We start from the raw sequence: 18928 nt of genomic DNA, 5'->3' as shown, positions 1-18928 counted from the left end.
GGCAGTTTAATGGAATAAGACTTCCAAACAAAACAGGATATTTATGTTAAAATCGGTGTGAGATTGTGAAGAAATGTACTTAAACTAAGGGGCAGGTTAGTTCAATAAGAAGAAGAAGTTGGTTTTGGTTATATATTATGTACCGAATCTTTTTAAAAGAGAAAGATAACGTAAGAGAATAGATACCGAGGTGTTATATGGATTTACTGCAAATCTCCAGAAGTCAGTTAATTAGTGAAGTATACGAAAGTGAAAAGATGCTAAAACGATTAAATAATGTACCGTTAGATAGTCGTTCGTATTTTTCAAGTTCATTATTACCTTATTTGTCAATGATTTGCGATGGTATTGATAATCTCTTTCCATATGAAGATACGGTTGCACTTTCTAGTGAATTTGAAGATATAAATGGAATGAGCTTTACTACGCTTATCAAAAAAATAAGAGCCAGTTCAAAATTACTTACTGATAAAAAAAACATAAAAACTTCAATCAAGATATTAGATAGTGAAATGACAAAATTTCATGATGAGTTAATAAAAGATTATTATATGTGGCAATTAGCTTATGTGAAGATATTGGGGCAAGATGACTTAGGCGTTTTCTATTACAAAAACAAACCTTTTGCCAACAGCAGTCAAATAAACTTATATATTAAACCATTTAATTCAAGTGTAATGGGAGTTAGGGAGAGTTTATACAAATTTGGTTGCCAGTCCGCAAGATACATAAGCAGGTTTTGTTCTGAATTAGAGGATGGCGTACCACAGCTGAAGAAAGAGGCTTACATTACTACTATAGATTGTAATGATTTCACTTACCGAGATTATGTTTACAGCCAAAAAAAACACAGAAATATTTTTAACAATGCTATCGATAGAGGAGTGGCATTATATTTACTGAATATGCAATGCCAATTAAACTTTGCCCTCATGCTCTTAGATTTACTAATAGAGGAACATCCACTGAAATACAGAATTCAATTATTGATTTACTATTACTCCGTCCAAGCAATAGATTTCGCATTTAATTCGGGCTATTTAGCAGAGTTGGAAGAACATCAAGAAACAATTACCACAGTTATACAGACTCATAAAAAATTATTTAAAGAAAATACTTTGAGAAACAATCTGTTTCATTATAAGCTCTCGGAGGAAGTTAAACCGTCATTTGGTGAAAGTTATTTCCAGGCTATGGTGGAAACACATACAGCTAAGTCTTTAGAAGATTTGCTAGCCACCGTCTATGAGGAAATGGATATCGTTGAAAAATTAATTGAAGAAATTATCTACTAATGTTCGGTTGTATCTTCAACTTTTGAAGCAATTTCGGAATAATGCGTCTCTCTTTTTCTTCAACAACAGTTGAAGAACAATGTGCTGCTTAGGCAGCTTTTTTGTTTTACAAGGGGGCAGTGAAGCCATTAAGAGGAATATTTAAGGCGATATAGAAATACTACCGATACAAAATATTAATAGGAGGAGAATATGGAAACTAAGCTAATAATCAAGGAAATTCGGGGAGTGGAAAAACAACGACTGCGAAAAGTCTTCAAAATCATTTGGAGCACGGAACACTTTTGGTTTCTCAGGATGTCGTTCGCCGTGATATGTTGAAGGTTCACGATAGAGAAGGGAACCTTTCAATTGATGAGTAGTAATAAACAACAGATCTTTTGATGTAGGCTTTCCGCAATAAAATTACAATCCTTATTAAACAATCGGGGGCGATTGCAGCAAAGTGGATCGCCTTTTCTTATTGAGGAATTGGGCAGGATTGTTGAATAAGCAGAAACATAGGAGAAGTAAAAATTAATGGGCCTGCATCATTAACTGTAGCCTTTTTTGATTTGAAATTAAGCCAGAGGAGCAATTAATGAAATTTAACCTTTATAACTATCAGAAAAATGAAACATTTATAACTTAATTTCGTATATTAAGTCATATATATAACGGGGGTGTAATTATGAAGAAGTATATTTTATTAATCTTTTTAACAGTGGTAATTGAATCTATATTAATTACTGCTATCATTTTTACTTTTAATACCCGTTTTCCAGAGACTATGTTCTTTGGTTCATCTTTATTTGTTTTCCTCGCTTTCTTGCTTAGTTCTTCTGGGGGATTTCTGTCAAGTAATTTCGAGTACTCCGTTTTCAGTGCAATGGCAGGAAGTTATCAAATTAAACGAGAAGAAAGTTACTTGATTATTAATCCCTTTTTAGTTGGCTCCATATTGTTTTTTATGAGCTATTTTATTATTTATTATTTTCTTTACTAGCTTTTAATGAATTGAAGAATGAGGTGGGGGAACGTTATTGAAAAAAAGAACTTATGTATTCATTGCATTTTTAATTCTTCTCGCAATGATTATTACCGATAACTTAAGAATGGATAATGTTGCAGAGGAACTTCAAAATGAAAAGGACAAACTCTCAGAGCAGGTTTCGGCTTTTAAACAGGATAAAGCAAAGCGTTTAAATCAGATTGAAGAGACAATGAATGAAAATGAACGATTGAAAAGCAATATTTCCGAACTCGAAAAAGAAATTGAAAGTATTAAATCACCAGTTTCGTACAAAGATTTCTTAGAAGCAGTACGTACAGTCGAAGAATATAAAGGTGAAGAATCATTCGGCAAGGCGATAGATTATTTTGCATACTCAATGTACACAAACTTCGGCACAACTAAAGGAACTTGCCCTAACAGTGTTTCATTTAGAAATCGAGGAGCCATAGATTGGTGTCCTAATTCAGTGCTTGATCTTGAGGAGTTTAAAATTGAAGGAGAAAGAGTTTTCCTCACTTATAAAACAACGGAAATGATCGGATACAATTATCAATTTGCAATGATTAAGTCAAAAGGATTCAACGACGAGGCTATAAGCTGGAGAATTGAATATATCAGACTTGTGAAGTAATACTCTAAGGTTTGTAATTTGATCTTCAATTAAAGGGGGCTATTGCAGCAAATTGGATCGGCTTTTCTTATTGAGGAATTGGGCAGTTTAGTTAAAGAACAAACACTTTGTAATAACAAACTTCAAGGGGGAGAATAAATTGGATACGCACTTTAGAGAAGCCACAAAAAATGATTATGAAGCAGTTCATCAGTTGCAAAAACAAGTTCACGAAATACATACAAAGGAAAGACCTGACCATTATAAGATGGCTGATACCACTTTAGATAAGGAGTATTTCGATAATTTGATTGATGAAGAAAACTCAAAGGTTTTCGTGTTAGTAGAAGACCGACCAATTGCTTATTCAATCATTAATATAAAAAATACAAAGGAAAGACCCATTATAATTCCAAAGAAAGTTGTCTATATGAACGACTTCGGTGTTGACATTCAGCACAGAGGAAAAGGATTGGGGAAAATTTTCTTTCAGAAGATATTGGAATTTGCAAAAAACATAGAAGCAGACTCGTTGGAATTAGGTGTTTATGAATTTAACGAAAACGCTATAAAATTTTATGAATCAATGGACTTAAAGACTAAAATAAGACGGATGGAAATTGGTTTATAGCCCTCTCTATCTTCAAATATAGGGGGCGATTCTTAAACAAATTACCGCCTCTTATTATTAAATTAAAGGGCAAATTTGTTGAATAAGGATATGCTTGATAAGAGGAGTAGTTAAATGCAGTATCTTAAATTTCTTTTTTATGAGTTTATGTTATTTAGTTTATTGGTTATTTTAAATTATTATTTGGATGGCTACCTCAAGCCACCCTTTACAAAAGTTGATTTAATAGCAAGTCTAATATCTCTATGTATTTTTGCTGCGGTTTTTTATATTCTGTTTGAAAAATTGTTTAAACGGTTTTATACCATTTCATTAAGAAATAAGATTTTAATTTCTATCCCAACTTTTATTTTTGCTGCATTAATGACAGGCATTATTATGTCTCACGTTTTTGGTATAGAGTAACTTTGCTTCTTCAGCAATCGGGGGCGATTGCAGCACAATGAATCGCCTTTTCTTATTGAGGAATTGGGCTGATTGTTGAGGAAGGCTTTGTTACAATATTTTTGGATGGTGAATAATTTGGTATTTATATATAAATTGACTGGTGCAGGTTGGGCGGAATGTCATTTAGAAATGAATTCAAGGAAATATTCTTTCACGGCAGGTTATCTAACCAATGCTCTAGGTGATTTACTTCAAGCCTTATTAAATATTAATCCCTTTTATACTGAAGATGTTTATGTGGATTCTGGTTCTGAACTCTTTTGGGATGCAGAACCTAGTAGAACGGATTGGCACTTTCGCTATTTGGGTGATGGAAAAATGCAATTAAAAGTCACGTCCTATGAGGAAGACAATGGTGATGAAAATCCTAAGATAGAACTAAATAATGAGTGTTACTACGACAATTTCCTAGGTGAAGTGATTGGTGAAGCTGAAAAAATCCTGAGAGAATATGGGATTGTCGGATATAAGAATATGTGGATTGAGCACGATTTTCCTTTAAGCACATTTTTGCAATTAAAATTCTATCTAGAACATAGATCAGAGTTTCCAATTACTAAAAATACTATTAGTCATTCAGAAATAATAAAAAGTGATATAGAAATGGAATTGAATTATTTGAACAGAAAGTAATTCTACCCACGGGAGAATTCAATCAAGGAAGTCTGCTCAACACTTTTTTCATCCTCAACAAATCGGAGGCGATTACTGTAAATATATCCTGTTTTTAACGATTAAAAGTTAAGGGGTTAACCTAAAATATGATGTCACGTAAAATAATATCTGCTTCCATTTCAAGTACTCTATACGCACTATTTTTAAGTATATTCTTTAATCCATATGGCTATAATGGCTCTATTTTTCATTCTTTCATTTCTTCCCTTCCAATGTATATGATTTATGTAGTGCCAGCAATTTTTTTATATGGAATAATTACATCTATTCTTAGTGATAAAATTGGTGAACTATCAAAAAGATACATTGATGTAAAGTATATAAGTTTATTTATATCAAGTATCTTTCATTTTCTTTTTGGATTAATCTTGGGATGGTTAAGTTTATTGGCAGCAGGAATCTTTTTAATCACTGACCAGCTTTTATACAAGAAAAAACCAACCTATACCGGTAAAGAGGCAATTATATTTCTTTTACTTCCAGTTGGTGTCTTCATTTCATTTTTAAGTGTAATTTCTTTTTTAGATTTCTTAGATTTAATTACTTATTAATATTATTTCAATTCTACAATCGGGGGCATTGCTTAACAAAGTGTCGCCTTTTCTTATTGAGGAATTGGGCAAGATTGTTGAAAAAGGGTTTATCCTAAAAATATCTGAAGGAGATGCTTATATGAGTGGTGATGGAGCAATCTGGAGCGTATTATTCTTGAGTCTATTAGTTTTAAATATCTTAGCTATAACTTTATACAAGAAAGAAAAAATGCCTTTATGGGGGTCTGGTTTAATTATTGGAATTCTAGGACCAATAATTGCTTTTATATCGGGCTCTGTTTTTGTAAAGGTTGACCACAGTATGGGTGGAGACGGTGTAGGAGCAGCCTTTGGGGCTGCTTTCATAGGTATAGTCATAGTGAGTAATGGAATACTCTATTTCATTATCGGTATCATTTCCGTGATTAAGAATTTAATAAGACAACGTAATTTAAACCAGTGAAGATAGAAAAAACAAGGAGAGCAAATTCAATACTCATATTTAATACTCCTTGTTTTTTATAAGAAAAGTTTTTCAATTATCGGGGGCTTTAGTTTAATAAGAAGTATAACAGGATCTTCCAATCGAAGATTCTTTTTTCATTGCCTATAAGGTCGTTTATATGGAAATTATTACTGTTTTTACTAACATTTTGTCTGATAATAACACTACTTTTTGCTTTCAAACAATTTTTTATCAATACTGACTAAGTATTTTAGGACTTTTAAAAAACCTTCGGCTAAAATAGGAAGTTTTTCGTCTAATAGGTATACACAAAAAACAAAAGAAGGTGATCAACATAATTGAGCCTAATCCAATAAATCCAGGGGATAATGATAAAGTTTTTTTAGGGCTATTTCGGCTATACGAACAGGATATTTACAGGATGGCATATATTTACGTGAATAATAAAGATGATGCACTAGACATTGTTCAGGAAACAGCATACCAGTCCTTTCTAAAATTTAATACTTTGAATGACTTGAAGCTTTTTAAAACTTGGATCATTAAAATTACGATAAATTGTGCAATTGATTTATTAAGGAAAAAAAAGAAAGTGATTCATTTAAACAAAGAGGTTGTTATTTTTAACAGTACGGAAGATATCCCTTTGTCACTAACCCTACAAGATTTATTGGAAGCACTAAATGATGATGAAAAAACTGTTCTATTACTAAAATACTATCAAGGATACACTTTTAATGAGATTTCAGAGATTTTAAATAAACCATTAAGCACCGTGAAATCCGTTTTATATCGAGCATTACAAAACCTTCGCAAAAAAACTAGGAGGTCAGATATGTATGGACAATAAGATAAGGCAAGAGATGAATAAAATAGAGATCCCAATGGAATTAAATAATAGGGTTATATTAGGGATGGAGAATGCAAAAAAAGATTATGAAAAGCAACTTAAACCTGATAGCAAAGGTGATAGAAAAATATGGAGTCTTAGAAAAAAAACAATGTTTTTTAGCAGTGTTGCTGTATTATTACTTGGTTTGTTTATAAGTTCTGCTTTTGTTTCTCCTACTATGGCAAAGGTAATTTCTAATATTCCATATCTAGAATTTATTTTTCAATCTCAATCAGTAGATAGCTTGATTTACGATGAACTACTGGAAAAAGGTTATAACATTACGACAGGAATCAGATACGAGCCTGAAAAAATAGTTGAAGTAAGTATAGAGGGTTCAGATGATTATTACAATGAAGTAAAAGATGATGTCGAAAAGATTGTAAATAGAGTTTTAATATCAAAAGGATATGATGCATATTCAGTAAAAGTTAATAAATTTGTAGCCAAAAGTGATTATGTCCTTAATGACAAAGAAACGATAGAAAAAAACCAACTTGAAAGTGAGGTTACAAAAAAGCTCAAACAATTGGACTATAAATTTGATATGGTACAGGTCGACCCCACAGAGAAAACAATTTTTATAAATATTGTGGGTTCCAAGGAATACTACAATTCGATTCAAGATACTATTGAAAAAAAAGCCATAGAAGTTGCAAATGCGAATAAATATAAAAGTTATAGAATTAATGTAACGAGAGTAACAGTGAAGGTAACAAAACCCGATAAAGGAGCTCAAATTATACCTGTGATTGCTGAAGGGCTTTTGTCGAAAAAGGAATTTAAGGTTACAGGGGTAAGTTATAAAAGTAAACCGTTGAGCATTATGATAAAGACCTCCATCTTAAGTTCTGATCCAACAGCTAAATCACTTGGAACTGAAATTGAATCAATGATTGTTGATTTTCTAACATCAGAAGAAATATCCTCAATATTAAAGAATGAATCTTATGAAATTATTGTAAATAGCAAGGACAATAAGAAGATAAATTAAAGAGAAAAGGCTGCTTAGTCAGCCATTTTTATTTAGATAAGCACGATTATGTTAAAAAGAATCGAAAGAAATAAGATAATCTTATTTCTAAACAAGCAAATAGGACCTTATTGGATATTATATTCAAGAGAGCTATTCACAAAAAGGGAGTCGTGTCCTTTATTCCACAATCGGGGGCTTATCCGTAACAAGATAAGCCTTCTTTTTTATTAAAAAAGATATTGTTATAGTATTAGTAATTTGAAATAATTGGTATAAAGTTAATGGGAATTTCAGAGTAGGAGGTGGGAATTTGATTGCTTAAACGGAAATATGGTGATTACAGAGACTGGAAAAGAGTGACACAGAAAAGATTTGCCCAAACTATAATAAGTTCAACCGATTTTGAGGATTATGCAACATTAATTGATATTGTCCAAGTAACAGATCCATTATTTAAAAAATATGGAGAATCAGATGTTTGCATTGTTGACAACGGGTATAAGTGGCTGCAACATTTTCCTCTAAACGAGAAATATTCGCTAACTACGATGTTTAATTCTAAAGGTGAAGTAATTCAATGGTATATAGATATATGTAAAGAAAATGGTGTAGAAAAGAATGTACCGTGGATGGATGACTTATTTATAGATATTGTGGTATTACCCTCTGGAAAAGTGTTTCATTTAGATACGGATGAACTAGAAGAAGCATATCAACAAGGCTCCATTAATAAACAACTTTATGATATTGCTTGGAATGAGGCTAATCAAGTTACAAAATTGATTATTAACGGAGACTTTAAATTATTTGATTTAGCAAATAATCATAAACATATCTTAGAACAAAAGCTCAACTAGTCTTATTCAACAATCGGGGGCGATTGCAGCAAAGTGGATCGCCTTTTCTAATTGAGGAGTTGGGCAGTTTAATGAGTAAAGGGGACTATCTAAAATTAAGAAAAAAAGCTCAAACACCGATTATAAAGTGATTGCATTGAAAAATTTGCCCGTTTTATGTAGTGTACTTTCGGTTAGCTTAGGTATTTTTATATGGTATCTAATATTAGTTGCCATAAATTAGAAATTATAGTAGTAATAATAATGGTCCAATTTATAATATCGGTCATAGGTCTCTTTAGAAAAAGTGAAAATAAAATTCTTATTTCTATTGGAATTATTCTAAGTATTTCACCAGTAATAGCTTACTTTTATTTATCTGATTAAGTTAACATTAATTTCACTGGAGTGTCTCGTCAGGAATTGAGGGATATCTTGAAAAGTAAAATCGGATTTATTAACTTACACAAGGAGTATTATGAATAAAACAACAACAGTTAGAGCTGAGTTTATTGTATCTAAGGAAGCAATATTCCCTCTATCAGAGTTTACTGATAGGTTAGAAATAGAACCGATACGATCCTATAATTTAGGGGACAGGGTAAGAGATTTAGATTTATACAGAAAGGTTTCTTGCTGGTGTGTAGGGACACAAGATGAGGAGTCTTATGATATTAACAATCAACTCTCACAGCTTATAGATATCTTAGTTGCTAAACAACAAGTGCTTATTGATTTTCAATAACTATTGATATAGAACAAAAGCGGAAGCCGGCAATATGCTTAGAGCCGAAGACAATAGAATTTCTTTATAATATCAAAGCAGAAATAGACATAGATGTATCAGGTTAATCACGCCATTCTTGCAATACTAAAGTCACTTAATTCTTCAACATTCGGGGGCAATTGTGTAATATCGGTTTTCACCCTTTGACGTTCAGAATATAGCGAGGAGAAAATAATGATTACTGATAAAAAGATTCACCGAGCTTTTGGAGTTTATGGCATTTACACCGATGGCAATAAAATACTAGTAATCAATAAGAACAGAGGACCTTACATAAATCGTTATGATCTTCCAGGAGGAAGTTTAGAAGACGGTGAAAGTCTGACAGGAGCTTTAAAACGAGAATTTCTTGAAGAGACTGGTATTAAAGTGAAAATAGAAAAGAACTTAGGTATTGCAGATTTTATGTTACCTTGGAATTGGAATGATTGTGAATTTGTCCATCACATTGCAGCTTATTATTTGGTTGAAAAAGTGGGTGGCGATATAAATAATCCTCATCAGTTTGAAGGTCAAGACTCTCTGGGTGCGTTGTGGTTAACAGAAAAAGAAGCAAATATTAATAATGCATCTCCACTAGTTCTTAAAGCAATTAGGTGGTTAAAGGAAAGTGTATTTGATCCGGATATTGAGCTTTATAATGATTGGAAAATGAAAATGTAAGATATTCAGCAATCGGCGGCGTTAATCCAAGAGTGGTTGACGCTCTATTTGTTGAATTCACTATGAGAAGGGTATTAAACCAGTTAAAAACTAAATGCTAACTTTCAGCGAGGGCTATTATGAACGATTACGTAAAAACGATGAGAAAATCCATTGGCCAAGAAACCTTACTCACTGTAGGTCGCGGAGCCATCATTGAAGATGAACTAGGGAGAATACTATTACAACAAAGAACAGATTATGGAACTTGGGGAATACCGGGAGACTTACTCGAACTCGGTGAAACATTTGAGGAAGCTGTTATAAGAGAAGTTCTTGAAGAAACAGGACTGTCACTAAATAAATTAGAGCTGTTTGGTTTGTATTCTGGAGTAGAGGGATTTTCTAAATACTCTAATGGTGATCAAGTTTTCAGTGTTCAAATCATCTTTCATACAACAGATTATACTGGCATTTTAAAAACTAACAATGAAAGTAAAAAGTTAAGTTTTTTGTATAAGAATGAATTACCTGAAAATTTAAACCCACACCAATCACCATATATATTAGATTGGGTGAATGGCGTTCAAACACAAATAATAAAGTGAAATCTTCTTTATTTAACACCGCAGCCCTTTCAAATATTTACTTCCTATTAATGAACAATTGTAATAATATCTTATTCTACAATCGGGGGCGTTTGTCGTATACAGAAGCATTTTTAAGTGGTTAAATCGACACTAGGAGAATGAAATTGGGTATAGAGAAAAAAATGATGGATATGCAGACTGAAGTATTATTTAAAATCGATAAACTAAAAAGAATAACCGGATTGAACGAACGTGAAGATACAGCTGCACCGTTCCTTTTCATTGGACGTACTAAGACAGGAAATGTAATTCGGTTTGATAAAACTATTTCTGAAATTGAAAAGATTGAAATCCTAACACTGGTAGACAACCAGGATCTTGGAAAACTCATTTTCAATGTTAATATGATCAGGAAGATAAATTCCATATGGTTGGGACCAGCATACGCCTTTCCTGAAGGCTTTAATATGATATCTGATGCAATTAAGATAACTAGTGAAAATAAAGAGATATTGGCTGAAGAATTTCCTAATCTAATGAGAGAACTAGAATGGAAACAGCCATTGTATGTTATTGTACAAGATGGTAAAGCGGTGTCCGTTTGCTCAAGTGCTAGAAAAAGTTCAACAGCTGCTGAAGCAAGCGTGGAAACATCGCCAAGGTATCAAGGTCAAGGCTATGCCACTAGATGTGTAATATCTTGGGCTAATGAAGTGAAGAAATTAGGGTTGCAGCCTCTCTATAGCACTGCCTGGGATAATTTCTCATCACAGTCTGTTGCTAGAAAACTAAACTTATATCAATATGGAATCGACTTGCATTTTAGTTGATTTTATTCAGCAATCGGGGGCGATTGCTTAAAAAAGTGACGTCTCCTCTTATTCTAACTAAGTGTGAGGGGATATTATTGGAAACTAATATTCAAACGTCTCAAAATGTTCAAATAGTAACCAAAAAAGAAATGAGTTTGAGAAAGTTATTAAATTTAATAGGTGGATTCATTTTTGGCGGTTCAGCTTTTACAAGTGTAACAAATCCTATTCCTTCGAATGAATACAAAGAATTTTTATTATTTATTCTTGGAAGTGCTATAATCTATTATTTTTTAGTTAATATATACTTTCTAGGGGGATTTAGGAGAAAAGTGTTTTATTTAAGTCTAATCTTCCTAGCTGGTTTCAGTATATTTATGACTTTTTATCTTGCAACTCATTCAATGACACACTAAATAGATCCTTTAATTTATGTGTTGGGACGTCATTTATCTGAAGAAGGGGTTCAAAGATTTAATCTTCCACAATCGGGGCGTTTGTTAAATAAAGGGTATACGATTTACTTATTGTATTGACTGATGCTGCGTAACTGGAGGGGATAATTTGTTCAAAAAAATTAAAAGATTAGTTGAGGAAAGAAAGCAGAACGAGATTGCCGGAAAATATCTTTCAGTTTCCGAAAATGAGATAAATGAAGAGCTACAAAGAAAAATTGGTGAATTAGAAAGGATAGCAGAAGATTCGAGTAAGGTTCTTCAAAGGAAATATTCAAGTAGTTTCGCAAAACACGGAAAACAAAATCTAAGAATATGGATTTGCAGGGATATTGATGGTGATGAAATTGACGATTTAACATCTGAGAAGTGTCTTGAAAAAGAGTATCGATCTCAAATAGCAGTAGATTACGATGATCCTGAATCTGAAGAATGATTTATATGCTGAAATGATTGAGTTATGGTATTACTTTGGCGGCTACTTAAGGAGTTCTGGTACTATATACGACCTTTCTAAAAACGACCTTGAAAAAGATCTTGAAGATACACTAAAAACATTACTCAGATAATATTCAATTAATTCAACAATCGGGGGCGATTACTGAACATAAGGAACCGTCCCCTTTAACTAATAATTGCACATTATAGTTCAAATAGAATTCTTATTACATATTAATGGAGGAGAAGATATGGTGCCTTGCCTCTTTTGTAAAATTATCGAAAAAAAAGCTGATGCCTACATAATATACGAAAACGATTCGGTGTGTTGCTTTTTAGACAAATTCCCAATAAATAAAGGTCACGTTTTAATAGTTCCAAAAAAACATTACCAAGAATTTAGTGAAGTTGATGTTGAGAGTTTGAATGAAATAATTCTTATTGCTCAAAAAGTAGCTATTTCTCTAGAAACTTTACTCAATACGGATGGAATAACAATTATGCAAAATAATGGAATATTCAAAGATGTGGAACACTATCATATGCATATAATACCAAGGTTTAAAGATGACGGTTTTTCTTGGAACGAACCTAAAATAACAGTGAATCAAGATGATTTTATACAGTTGAAAGCGAGTTTACAGATCAATCTCAGTAAAAAATAAAGATATTAATAGTATTTATTCCACAATCGGGGGCGATTGCTGCAAAGTATTTTGCTTCGGTCCTTCTAATTAACTAATTGTAGGTGTTAATCCAAGGAGGGTTAAGACCTTTTTTGTTAAATTCTTTGTATGTCGTTATCAAATTTTTGAACGAACCTAGAGGGGTATTGAAATTATGAGTGATATGAAATTGGTAAGGGGAAAATTCAACTCCTTTAAAGAGTTTATTGAAACTATCAGTGAGATCTCTAAAATGCAATCAACTTTGGTGATTGGAATAGATGGATGTGGCGGCTCAGGGAAAAGTACATTTGCTGATAAAATGAAAGAAGTGCTACCTAATATAACAATTGTACATAATGATGATTTTTACTTTCCTTCATCACAAATTATAAAAAAACATCCTACACAAAAGCCAGTCGGTGCAGACTTTGATTGGAATCGTCTTTTAAATCAGATACTGGAACCAATAAGCCAAGGGAGAGAAGGGCAATATCAACGATACGATTGGGAAACTGATTCCTTAACAGAATGGCATACTGTGCCTGTAGGTGGTATTGTCGTAGTTGAAGGTATATATACCATTCGGCAAGAACTAGAGAATAAATATGATATAAAGATATGGATTGATTGTCCTAGAGAAACAAGGCTATCAAGAGGTATCAAAAGAGACGGAGAAGACGCTCGTGAATTGTGGGAAGATAATTGGATGATTTCAGAAGATATTTATCTGAAAGAGCAAAAACCATTCCAAAGAGCAGATTTTGTATTCAATGGGACTATGTGAACTTTACATTCGCCATGGGTGAGTTTTAAAAAATATGGATTTACGCCAATTGTGATTCAAATAACATTATAGGAGCCGATGATGATTCTTAACGACGAGGAATTATTGAGTCTAGTTCAACTTAATAAAAATGACGTTTCAGATTTGATTAAGTTATCCGACTCTATTGGGTGGGATTATGATGAAAAAGAAATTGCGACAATTATGAGATCAGGTAAAATATACGGGCATAAAAATTGCAACGGTAAGGTTGTTTCAAGTGCTGCAATCATCACGTACGATACAGCAGCTTCAATTGGGATGGTCATCGTGGATAAAGCATATAGAGGATTAGGATTAGGTAAAGACGCTACTCTAAAATGTATAGATTCTGTCCCTAATACCGTTTCAATTATGTTAATAGCTACTAAAGAAGGGATACCTCTATACGAAAAAATTGGTTTTAAGACTATTAATAGTGTGCATAAATATCTATGTGAAAACTATAAACCTGGAAAGTCTCCGGAAATCAGTGATGTTATTTTAGAAGATTTTAATAACATTCATTTCAATAGTGTTATCAATATTGATGAGAAAGCCTTCGGAGCTAGAAGAAGTAGCTTTCTTTATAATAGGATAATTCAATCGGAGAATTGCATAGTAGCCAAGGATTATAAAAACAATGTTATTGGCTATGGAGCAGCTATTCTAGGTCCCGAAAACTTGATATTAGGACCCATTGTAGCTCCAGACAATAAGGTAGCTGCCTTACTCGTAAATAGCTTGGCATCTAGGCATCAAGGAAAATTAAGAGTAGATGTACCGTCAGGTAAAGAGTCATTTATGATTGTATTACAAGAAATGGGATTTATGATGGTTAATAATCCTCCAATAATGATTATAAATTCATCCACTATGCCAATAAGAAATAATACACTATTCGGGATTGCAGCCCAGGTATTTGGTTGAATTATTGAACATACGATAACGAGCGTTACAAAAATTATTTGATGTTTCGTTAAAGGGGGCTTATCTGGAACAACAAATATTACCGTTTAGAAAATTCTACGGGCCAAAAAGGAGTTTTCAATGGAAAAGTTTAAAATGAAATTAAATATACCTCAAGCAATTCTTATGGGCTTCTTTGCTGCCACTGTGATTACTATCTCAAATTCTTACATAGACTGGGACAACAGAATATATGCTGGAATCTTTGCTGGATTGACTATTATTGTATGCGGAATTCTATCCAAAATTATAATTAGTTGCAGCAAAGTGGACCGCCTTTTCTTATTGAGGAATTGGGCATTTTAATGGAATAAGAGTTCTAACGTAAAATGTTATGAAGTAGTTATTTATTAAAGGAGGGAGGAATAGGTGAACAAGAGTATTATTTTAGTATTCACACTGTTCTTACTGGTAGTAGCAGGATGTTTTCAAATGAATAAACAAACCGACCTATCATATTCTAAAATTAAAATTGATAATGCAAAACAAGATGTGAAGTCATTTATCGGAGAAACTAAAAACGAGAATGGTATTCATCTTTATTTAGAAGGCAATGAAGACATATATGTGTTTTTAAATGGAATAAACGTAACGCTGGGTGAAAAAGCAATTTATTATGATGATTTTAAAGTAAGTGCTGATACCGACATTTTAAAGATTGTATATAGCCAAAAAGAAACTGAAAATTATTCAAGCGAGGAAATAGATTACCAACTACTTTATAGAGTGAGATTAGATAAGAAATACAATGTTATAAAAGCTATAAAAAATGGTAAAGAAGTGCAAATTGGTGTTATCTCAGGTGATTAAGGTCTTCAATTATAGGGGGCGATTGCTTAACAAAGTGTCGCCTCCTCTTATTGAAGTAAAGGGCAGTTGAATAATATAACCGAAGAAAAAACCCCCTTTTTACAAAGGATGCCTGCATTTAGTTATTTCGGTTGGCTTTAACCTTTTGCTTTTGAAATCAATTGCCTGCCAATCTAAGGTCTTTTCATTACTAAAAGTGATAGTCACTAAATCATATTGGGGATTATGGGCACCTTCAAAAGTCCTTACCTGGACTGTGACATTAAATAAGTAACTGCCGTGTTGCAGCTTCTTAATTTGGGTTATATTAGCACAATTACTTTGTTTGATTTCGCCATATTGCTTTTTCAATTCCTGTTGAATTGAGGGATAAATCAATATGAAAATAAGGTCATCACGCAACTGTACATCATTTTTAGTTGCGGTTTCAGCTTTAACGGGTGAATAAGAGAAAAGGGTTAAGCAGACAATAAATATTAAAAGACTTTTTCTCATAAAAATCCTCCATTCCAGGTTTCTCTTATAATTAACAATTAAAGAAATTCTTATTAAGCTAACGGGGCGTTAGTTAAAGAAGAATTGTGAGTTGAGCAATTTTAGGAATGAAGCCATATTGTAGTTATTCCATTAAAGGGGGCTTATACGTAACAAGATAAGCCCTCTTTTTTATGCAAATATTATTGTCATTCTAAATCACATTTGAAATAATTGGTATTATATGAATGGGTAATCTGTAACCGAAAGGGGAAATTATATGGATTTTAAAATAGTCTTCTTTGATATCGACGGAACTATAACTAACCACGATAATGGACGTATATCTGATAAAACTAAAAAAGTAATTAAGACCTTAAAAACTAAAGGGATAAAATTAGTAGCTGCTACTGGCAGGCCATTATCTATGTGTGAAGAGATTAGAGAATTAGGTATTGATACATTTATTACAGCAAATGGAGGATACGTTAAGCATAAAGATGTAATTATTCACAAAGTACCTATGGATAGAAATACAGTAAAGGAAATAGTGGAGTTTTCACATAAAGAACAGCACGGTCTCTCATTTTATACTGAGAAATTCTGTATGAATGGTGTGAAAGAAGATGAAATATCTAAGGCTTTAAAGGAGACTTTATCATTAGATGAATATCCTGAATTAGATGATCTAATCTATAACGAGGATGTTTATTTAATGTGTTTATTTGCGACGGATGCAATAGTTGAAAAGTATAAAGAATCCTTTCCCCTTCTTAATTTTAGAAGATGGCATCCTTATGTTTTAAATATATTACAAGAAGACGTATCAAAGTCTTTAGCAATCTTGAAAGTATTGGATTATTATGGGTTAGATAGAACAGAAGCAATTGCATTTGGTGACGGGGATAATGATATAGATATGCTCGAACTAGTGGGTTTAGGAATTGCTATGGGCAATGGCAGCGAAAAGTTAAAAAAAGTTGCGGATTACGTAACGAAAAAGTCTGGTGAAGATGGAATTCCCTTCGCGTTAAAAAAATACAATATCATCTGACTAAACAAAGGTTTTATTAAACAATCGGGGGCGATTGCAGCACAGCGTGATCGGCATCTTTTATTGAAAAATTGGGCAGTATTGTTTAATTTGGATGTTGGGTTTTATGGTGAAATATCATAATAATGAGTGTGAAATGAAAATGAAGTCAAAGGCTTAGATATATGGTGTCTTGGCACAAATATTGATGGAGATGGCATTGGAGAGAATTTTTTAGCCTTTGAAATAAGTGATAGAGTGCCAGAAGAAAGTATTCCATCATATGCAATTGGATTTTTCATATCAAGTTTAGTTGCTATAATATTATCAGTTGTATTTATTGGGATGGATTTAAAGTTCAGATATAAAACAAGATAGCCATCTTAATCTATTGGGGGCTATTACAGCAGAGTGTGAACGGGCCTGGGAGCAGTCTGTATAATCCTTAAAGAAAATCTCAAACGGTGGGAATATGGTGAATACAAATATCTGTAAACGAATAAAACGAAAGATTGGTTATCAAGTTTATCATAGGTACTCCCTTTGTTTCGAGACTGAAACAGATGGATTTATATATGGTGAAATAACTGATCCCTTTGATTTTGTAGAAGGATGCACCTTTGATGATGGCTTTGTACAGGCACCAAATGGTTCAAGAGCTAGCGTGATTTGGGAAGTAAGCGAAAAACCATATTTATATACTTGCATTGAACTAGAAGATGATGGTTGGGGAGTTTACAATGTGGGGGTCGTAAAACCAATTAAGACTAGAGAAGACCTAATATTTATTGATTAAAGCAGCATATAACAGAGCAGAACGTGGAAAATAGAATCTTCAACAATCGTGGGCGTTTGCTTAAGGATTGCGGAATAAGAGAAACTATTAGATTTATAAACAAAACCTATTAAAAGGGGTAATAAGATGAAAAACGTTCTTATTGCAGACATTGCAAATTTAGACAAAATAGTATACATAGACAGTGAAGTTATAGGAAACACAAACAGACGGAAATTTATTAAAAATGCCATTGAGGAAGGGCGATGTATAATTGCCAAGGAAGAAGATGATATTGCAGGATTTTTAATTTATGATACTAACTTCTTCGAATGTTCATTTATATCACTGATTATAGTGTCACCGTCAAAAAGACGTAAAGGTTATGCGAGCCTGTTGATGGATTATATGATGAGTATATCCACCACTGCGAAGGTATTTTCTTCTACTAATCGCTCTAACGTTAGTATGCATAAAGTATTTGAATTGAATGGGTTTGTTGAAAGTGGAATAGTTGAAAATTTAGACGATGGAGACCCTGAAATTATATATTTTAAATCAAATTAATATTTATGCAATCATCGAGGGCTTTAAAATAAGAATTATTTATTGTTTTTTAGGAGGACTTATGGATAACACAATCTTTCAAGATCAACAAATGTTAGAAAATGAGAAAATCAAATTAATTCCTCTAGAACATCATCATTCCAATGCACTATTTGAAGCAAATCATCCAGAAATATGGAGTTTTATGTTAAGTGAAATTTCAACCTTAGATGAAATGGAACAATGGGTAGCATCCGCTATTCAATTACGTGAGCAAGAGATTGCCTTGCCTTTTGTTGTTGTTTTAAAAGAAAAGAATCAAATCATCGGATCCACTAGACTATTTGATATTAATTTAAATCAAAAATCTTGTGAATTGGGTTCTACTTGGTATAGAAAGTACTATCAAAAGTCTTTCGTAAACTCAAACTGTAAATATTTAATCTTGCAATATTGTTTTGAAGAATTAGAAATGGTCAGAGTTCAGTTCAAAACAGATGAAAGAAATAAACGCTCACAGAGAGCTATCGAAAGGTTAGGTGCTGTTAAAGAAGGGGTTATGAGAAACGAGAGAATTCTTCCTGGTGGTTTTGTAAGAAATGCCGTTCTATACTCTATTATTAATAAGGATTGGAATTCAATTAAAAAAGGATTTGCTTATAGGGATTCTAAGTATCAATAAAATTTTTCTGTAAATTGTAGTTTCATATTCAACAAAGGGCTTCTCTGAAGAAGCAAAAGGAACAGATTAGGAAGATTAGTTTATATATAA

General features: G+C 32.6%; 27 protein-coding genes. 26 read left to right on the top strand and 1 reads right to left on the bottom strand.

What is annotated here, in order from left to right:
* The first annotated feature begins 197 nt into the window (after positions 1-197).
* The 22 genes from E2R53_RS20830 to E2R53_RS20730 all read left to right on the top strand — a co-directional run bounded on the left by E2R53_RS20830 (position 198) and on the right by E2R53_RS20730 (position 15328).
* On the top strand, positions 198-1295 hold the full coding sequence (locus E2R53_RS20830) for a hypothetical protein (protein WP_133313646.1): 1098 nt from the start codon (positions 198-200) through the stop codon (positions 1293-1295).
* Positions 1296-1965: 670 nt separating this feature from the next.
* Positions 1966-2280 (top strand): hypothetical protein, encoded by a 315-nt coding sequence (locus E2R53_RS20825; RefSeq protein WP_133313645.1) that lies wholly within the window; start codon positions 1966-1968, stop codon positions 2278-2280.
* A 37-nt stretch (positions 2281-2317) separates the two neighbouring features.
* On the top strand, positions 2318-2920 hold the full coding sequence (locus E2R53_RS20820) for a hypothetical protein (protein ID WP_133313644.1): 603 nt from the start codon (positions 2318-2320) through the stop codon (positions 2918-2920).
* Positions 2921-3059: 139 nt separating this feature from the next.
* Positions 3060-3530, top strand: coding sequence for a GNAT family N-acetyltransferase (locus E2R53_RS20815; protein WP_286166352.1), 471 nt, complete (start codon positions 3060-3062; stop codon positions 3528-3530).
* A gap of 114 nt (positions 3531-3644) precedes the next feature.
* Complete coding sequence (locus tag E2R53_RS20810) at positions 3645-3935, top strand: hypothetical protein (RefSeq protein ID WP_133313642.1); 291 nt, start codon at positions 3645-3647, stop codon at positions 3933-3935.
* An 87-nt stretch (positions 3936-4022) separates the two neighbouring features.
* Positions 4023-4610, top strand: a complete 588-nt coding sequence (locus E2R53_RS20805) for a hypothetical protein (protein ID WP_133313641.1) — start codon at positions 4023-4025, stop codon at positions 4608-4610.
* Positions 4611-4738: 128 nt separating this feature from the next.
* Complete coding sequence (locus tag E2R53_RS20800; protein WP_133313640.1) at positions 4739-5203, top strand: hypothetical protein; 465 nt, start codon at positions 4739-4741, stop codon at positions 5201-5203.
* 28 nt (positions 5204-5231) lie between these two features.
* Positions 5232-5648 (top strand): ABC transporter permease, encoded by a 417-nt coding sequence (locus E2R53_RS20795; protein ID WP_286166351.1) that lies wholly within the window; start codon positions 5232-5234, stop codon positions 5646-5648.
* Between the two features lie 328 nt (positions 5649-5976).
* On the top strand, positions 5977-6501 hold the full coding sequence (locus tag E2R53_RS20790) for a sigma-70 family RNA polymerase sigma factor (RefSeq protein WP_353653493.1): 525 nt from the start codon (positions 5977-5979) through the stop codon (positions 6499-6501).
* A complete protein-coding gene (locus E2R53_RS20785; RefSeq protein ID WP_133313638.1) occupies positions 6491-7537 on the top strand; it encodes a DUF4030 domain-containing protein in 1047 nt (348 codons plus the stop codon). The genes E2R53_RS20790 and E2R53_RS20785 overlap by 11 nt, the downstream gene beginning before the upstream one ends.
* Positions 7538-7833: 296 nt before the next feature.
* Complete coding sequence (locus tag E2R53_RS20780) at positions 7834-8376, top strand: DUF402 domain-containing protein (RefSeq protein ID WP_133313637.1); 543 nt, start codon at positions 7834-7836, stop codon at positions 8374-8376.
* Between the two features lie 457 nt (positions 8377-8833).
* Positions 8834-9100, top strand: a complete 267-nt coding sequence (locus E2R53_RS20775; protein WP_133313636.1) for a DUF4279 domain-containing protein — start codon at positions 8834-8836, stop codon at positions 9098-9100.
* Positions 9101-9316: 216 nt separating this feature from the next.
* Positions 9317-9805 (top strand): NUDIX hydrolase, encoded by a 489-nt coding sequence (locus tag E2R53_RS20770; RefSeq protein WP_133313635.1) that lies wholly within the window; start codon positions 9317-9319, stop codon positions 9803-9805.
* Positions 9806-9924: 119 nt separating this feature from the next.
* Positions 9925-10392, top strand: coding sequence for an NUDIX hydrolase (locus E2R53_RS20765; protein WP_133313634.1), 468 nt, complete (start codon positions 9925-9927; stop codon positions 10390-10392).
* Positions 10393-10538: 146 nt separating this feature from the next.
* Positions 10539-11204: a GNAT family N-acetyltransferase gene (locus E2R53_RS20760; RefSeq protein WP_165971061.1), complete on the top strand. Its 666-nt coding sequence runs from the start codon at positions 10539-10541 to the stop codon at positions 11202-11204.
* Positions 11205-11281: 77 nt separating this feature from the next.
* Entirely contained in the window at positions 11282-11602 is a 321-nt protein-coding gene (locus E2R53_RS20755) for a hypothetical protein (protein ID WP_286166350.1), read from the top strand.
* Positions 11603-11750: 148 nt separating this feature from the next.
* A complete protein-coding gene (locus E2R53_RS20750; RefSeq protein ID WP_286166348.1) occupies positions 11751-12077 on the top strand; it encodes a hypothetical protein in 327 nt (108 codons plus the stop codon).
* The gene (locus tag E2R53_RS23695) at positions 12055-12210 is read left to right on the top strand and encodes a hypothetical protein (RefSeq protein WP_286166347.1); all 156 of its coding nucleotides are present in this window, start codon (positions 12055-12057) and stop codon (positions 12208-12210) included. Before E2R53_RS20750 ends, E2R53_RS23695 begins: the two co-directional genes overlap by 23 nt.
* Positions 12211-12330: 120 nt before the next feature.
* The gene (locus tag E2R53_RS20745) at positions 12331-12744 is read left to right on the top strand and encodes an HIT family protein (RefSeq protein WP_133313632.1); all 414 of its coding nucleotides are present in this window, start codon (positions 12331-12333) and stop codon (positions 12742-12744) included.
* A 253-nt stretch (positions 12745-12997) separates the two neighbouring features.
* Positions 12998-13531, top strand: coding sequence for a uridine kinase family protein (locus E2R53_RS20740; RefSeq protein ID WP_286166363.1), 534 nt, complete (start codon positions 12998-13000; stop codon positions 13529-13531).
* Between the two features lie 78 nt (positions 13532-13609).
* The gene (locus E2R53_RS20735) at positions 13610-14479 is read left to right on the top strand and encodes a GNAT family N-acetyltransferase (RefSeq protein ID WP_286166346.1); all 870 of its coding nucleotides are present in this window, start codon (positions 13610-13612) and stop codon (positions 14477-14479) included.
* A gap of 408 nt (positions 14480-14887) precedes the next feature.
* Complete coding sequence (locus E2R53_RS20730; RefSeq protein WP_133313631.1) at positions 14888-15328, top strand: hypothetical protein; 441 nt, start codon at positions 14888-14890, stop codon at positions 15326-15328.
* A gap of 99 nt (positions 15329-15427) precedes the next feature.
* On the opposite strand, the gene E2R53_RS20725 is transcribed toward E2R53_RS20730, so the two are convergent.
* Positions 15428-15823, bottom strand: a complete 396-nt coding sequence (locus tag E2R53_RS20725; protein ID WP_133313630.1) for a DUF3888 domain-containing protein — start codon at positions 15821-15823, stop codon at positions 15428-15430.
* A 259-nt stretch (positions 15824-16082) separates the two neighbouring features.
* On the opposite strand from E2R53_RS20725, the gene E2R53_RS20720 reads away from it, so the two are divergent.
* The 4 genes from E2R53_RS20720 (at position 16083) to E2R53_RS20705 (ending at position 18838) form a co-directional block, all read left to right on the top strand.
* Positions 16083-16856, top strand: a complete 774-nt coding sequence (locus E2R53_RS20720; RefSeq protein WP_133313629.1) for a Cof-type HAD-IIB family hydrolase — start codon at positions 16083-16085, stop codon at positions 16854-16856.
* A 451-nt stretch (positions 16857-17307) separates the two neighbouring features.
* The gene (locus E2R53_RS20715; RefSeq protein ID WP_286166345.1) at positions 17308-17631 is read left to right on the top strand and encodes a 3-deoxy-8-phosphooctulonate synthase; all 324 of its coding nucleotides are present in this window, start codon (positions 17308-17310) and stop codon (positions 17629-17631) included.
* 126 nt (positions 17632-17757) lie between these two features.
* Entirely contained in the window at positions 17758-18177 is a 420-nt protein-coding gene (locus tag E2R53_RS20710) for a GNAT family N-acetyltransferase (RefSeq protein WP_133313628.1), read from the top strand.
* A 61-nt stretch (positions 18178-18238) separates the two neighbouring features.
* The gene (locus E2R53_RS20705) at positions 18239-18838 is read left to right on the top strand and encodes a GNAT family N-acetyltransferase (protein ID WP_286166344.1); all 600 of its coding nucleotides are present in this window, start codon (positions 18239-18241) and stop codon (positions 18836-18838) included.
* Positions 18839-18928: the final 90 nt, after the last annotated feature.

Source organism: Peribacillus frigoritolerans, assembly GCF_004358755.1.
Lineage (GTDB): Bacteria > Bacillota > Bacilli > Bacillales > Bacillaceae > Bacillus_P.
Note: the sequence above shows the minus strand (reverse complement) of the source record. Positions and strands in the feature narration are given on the sequence as shown.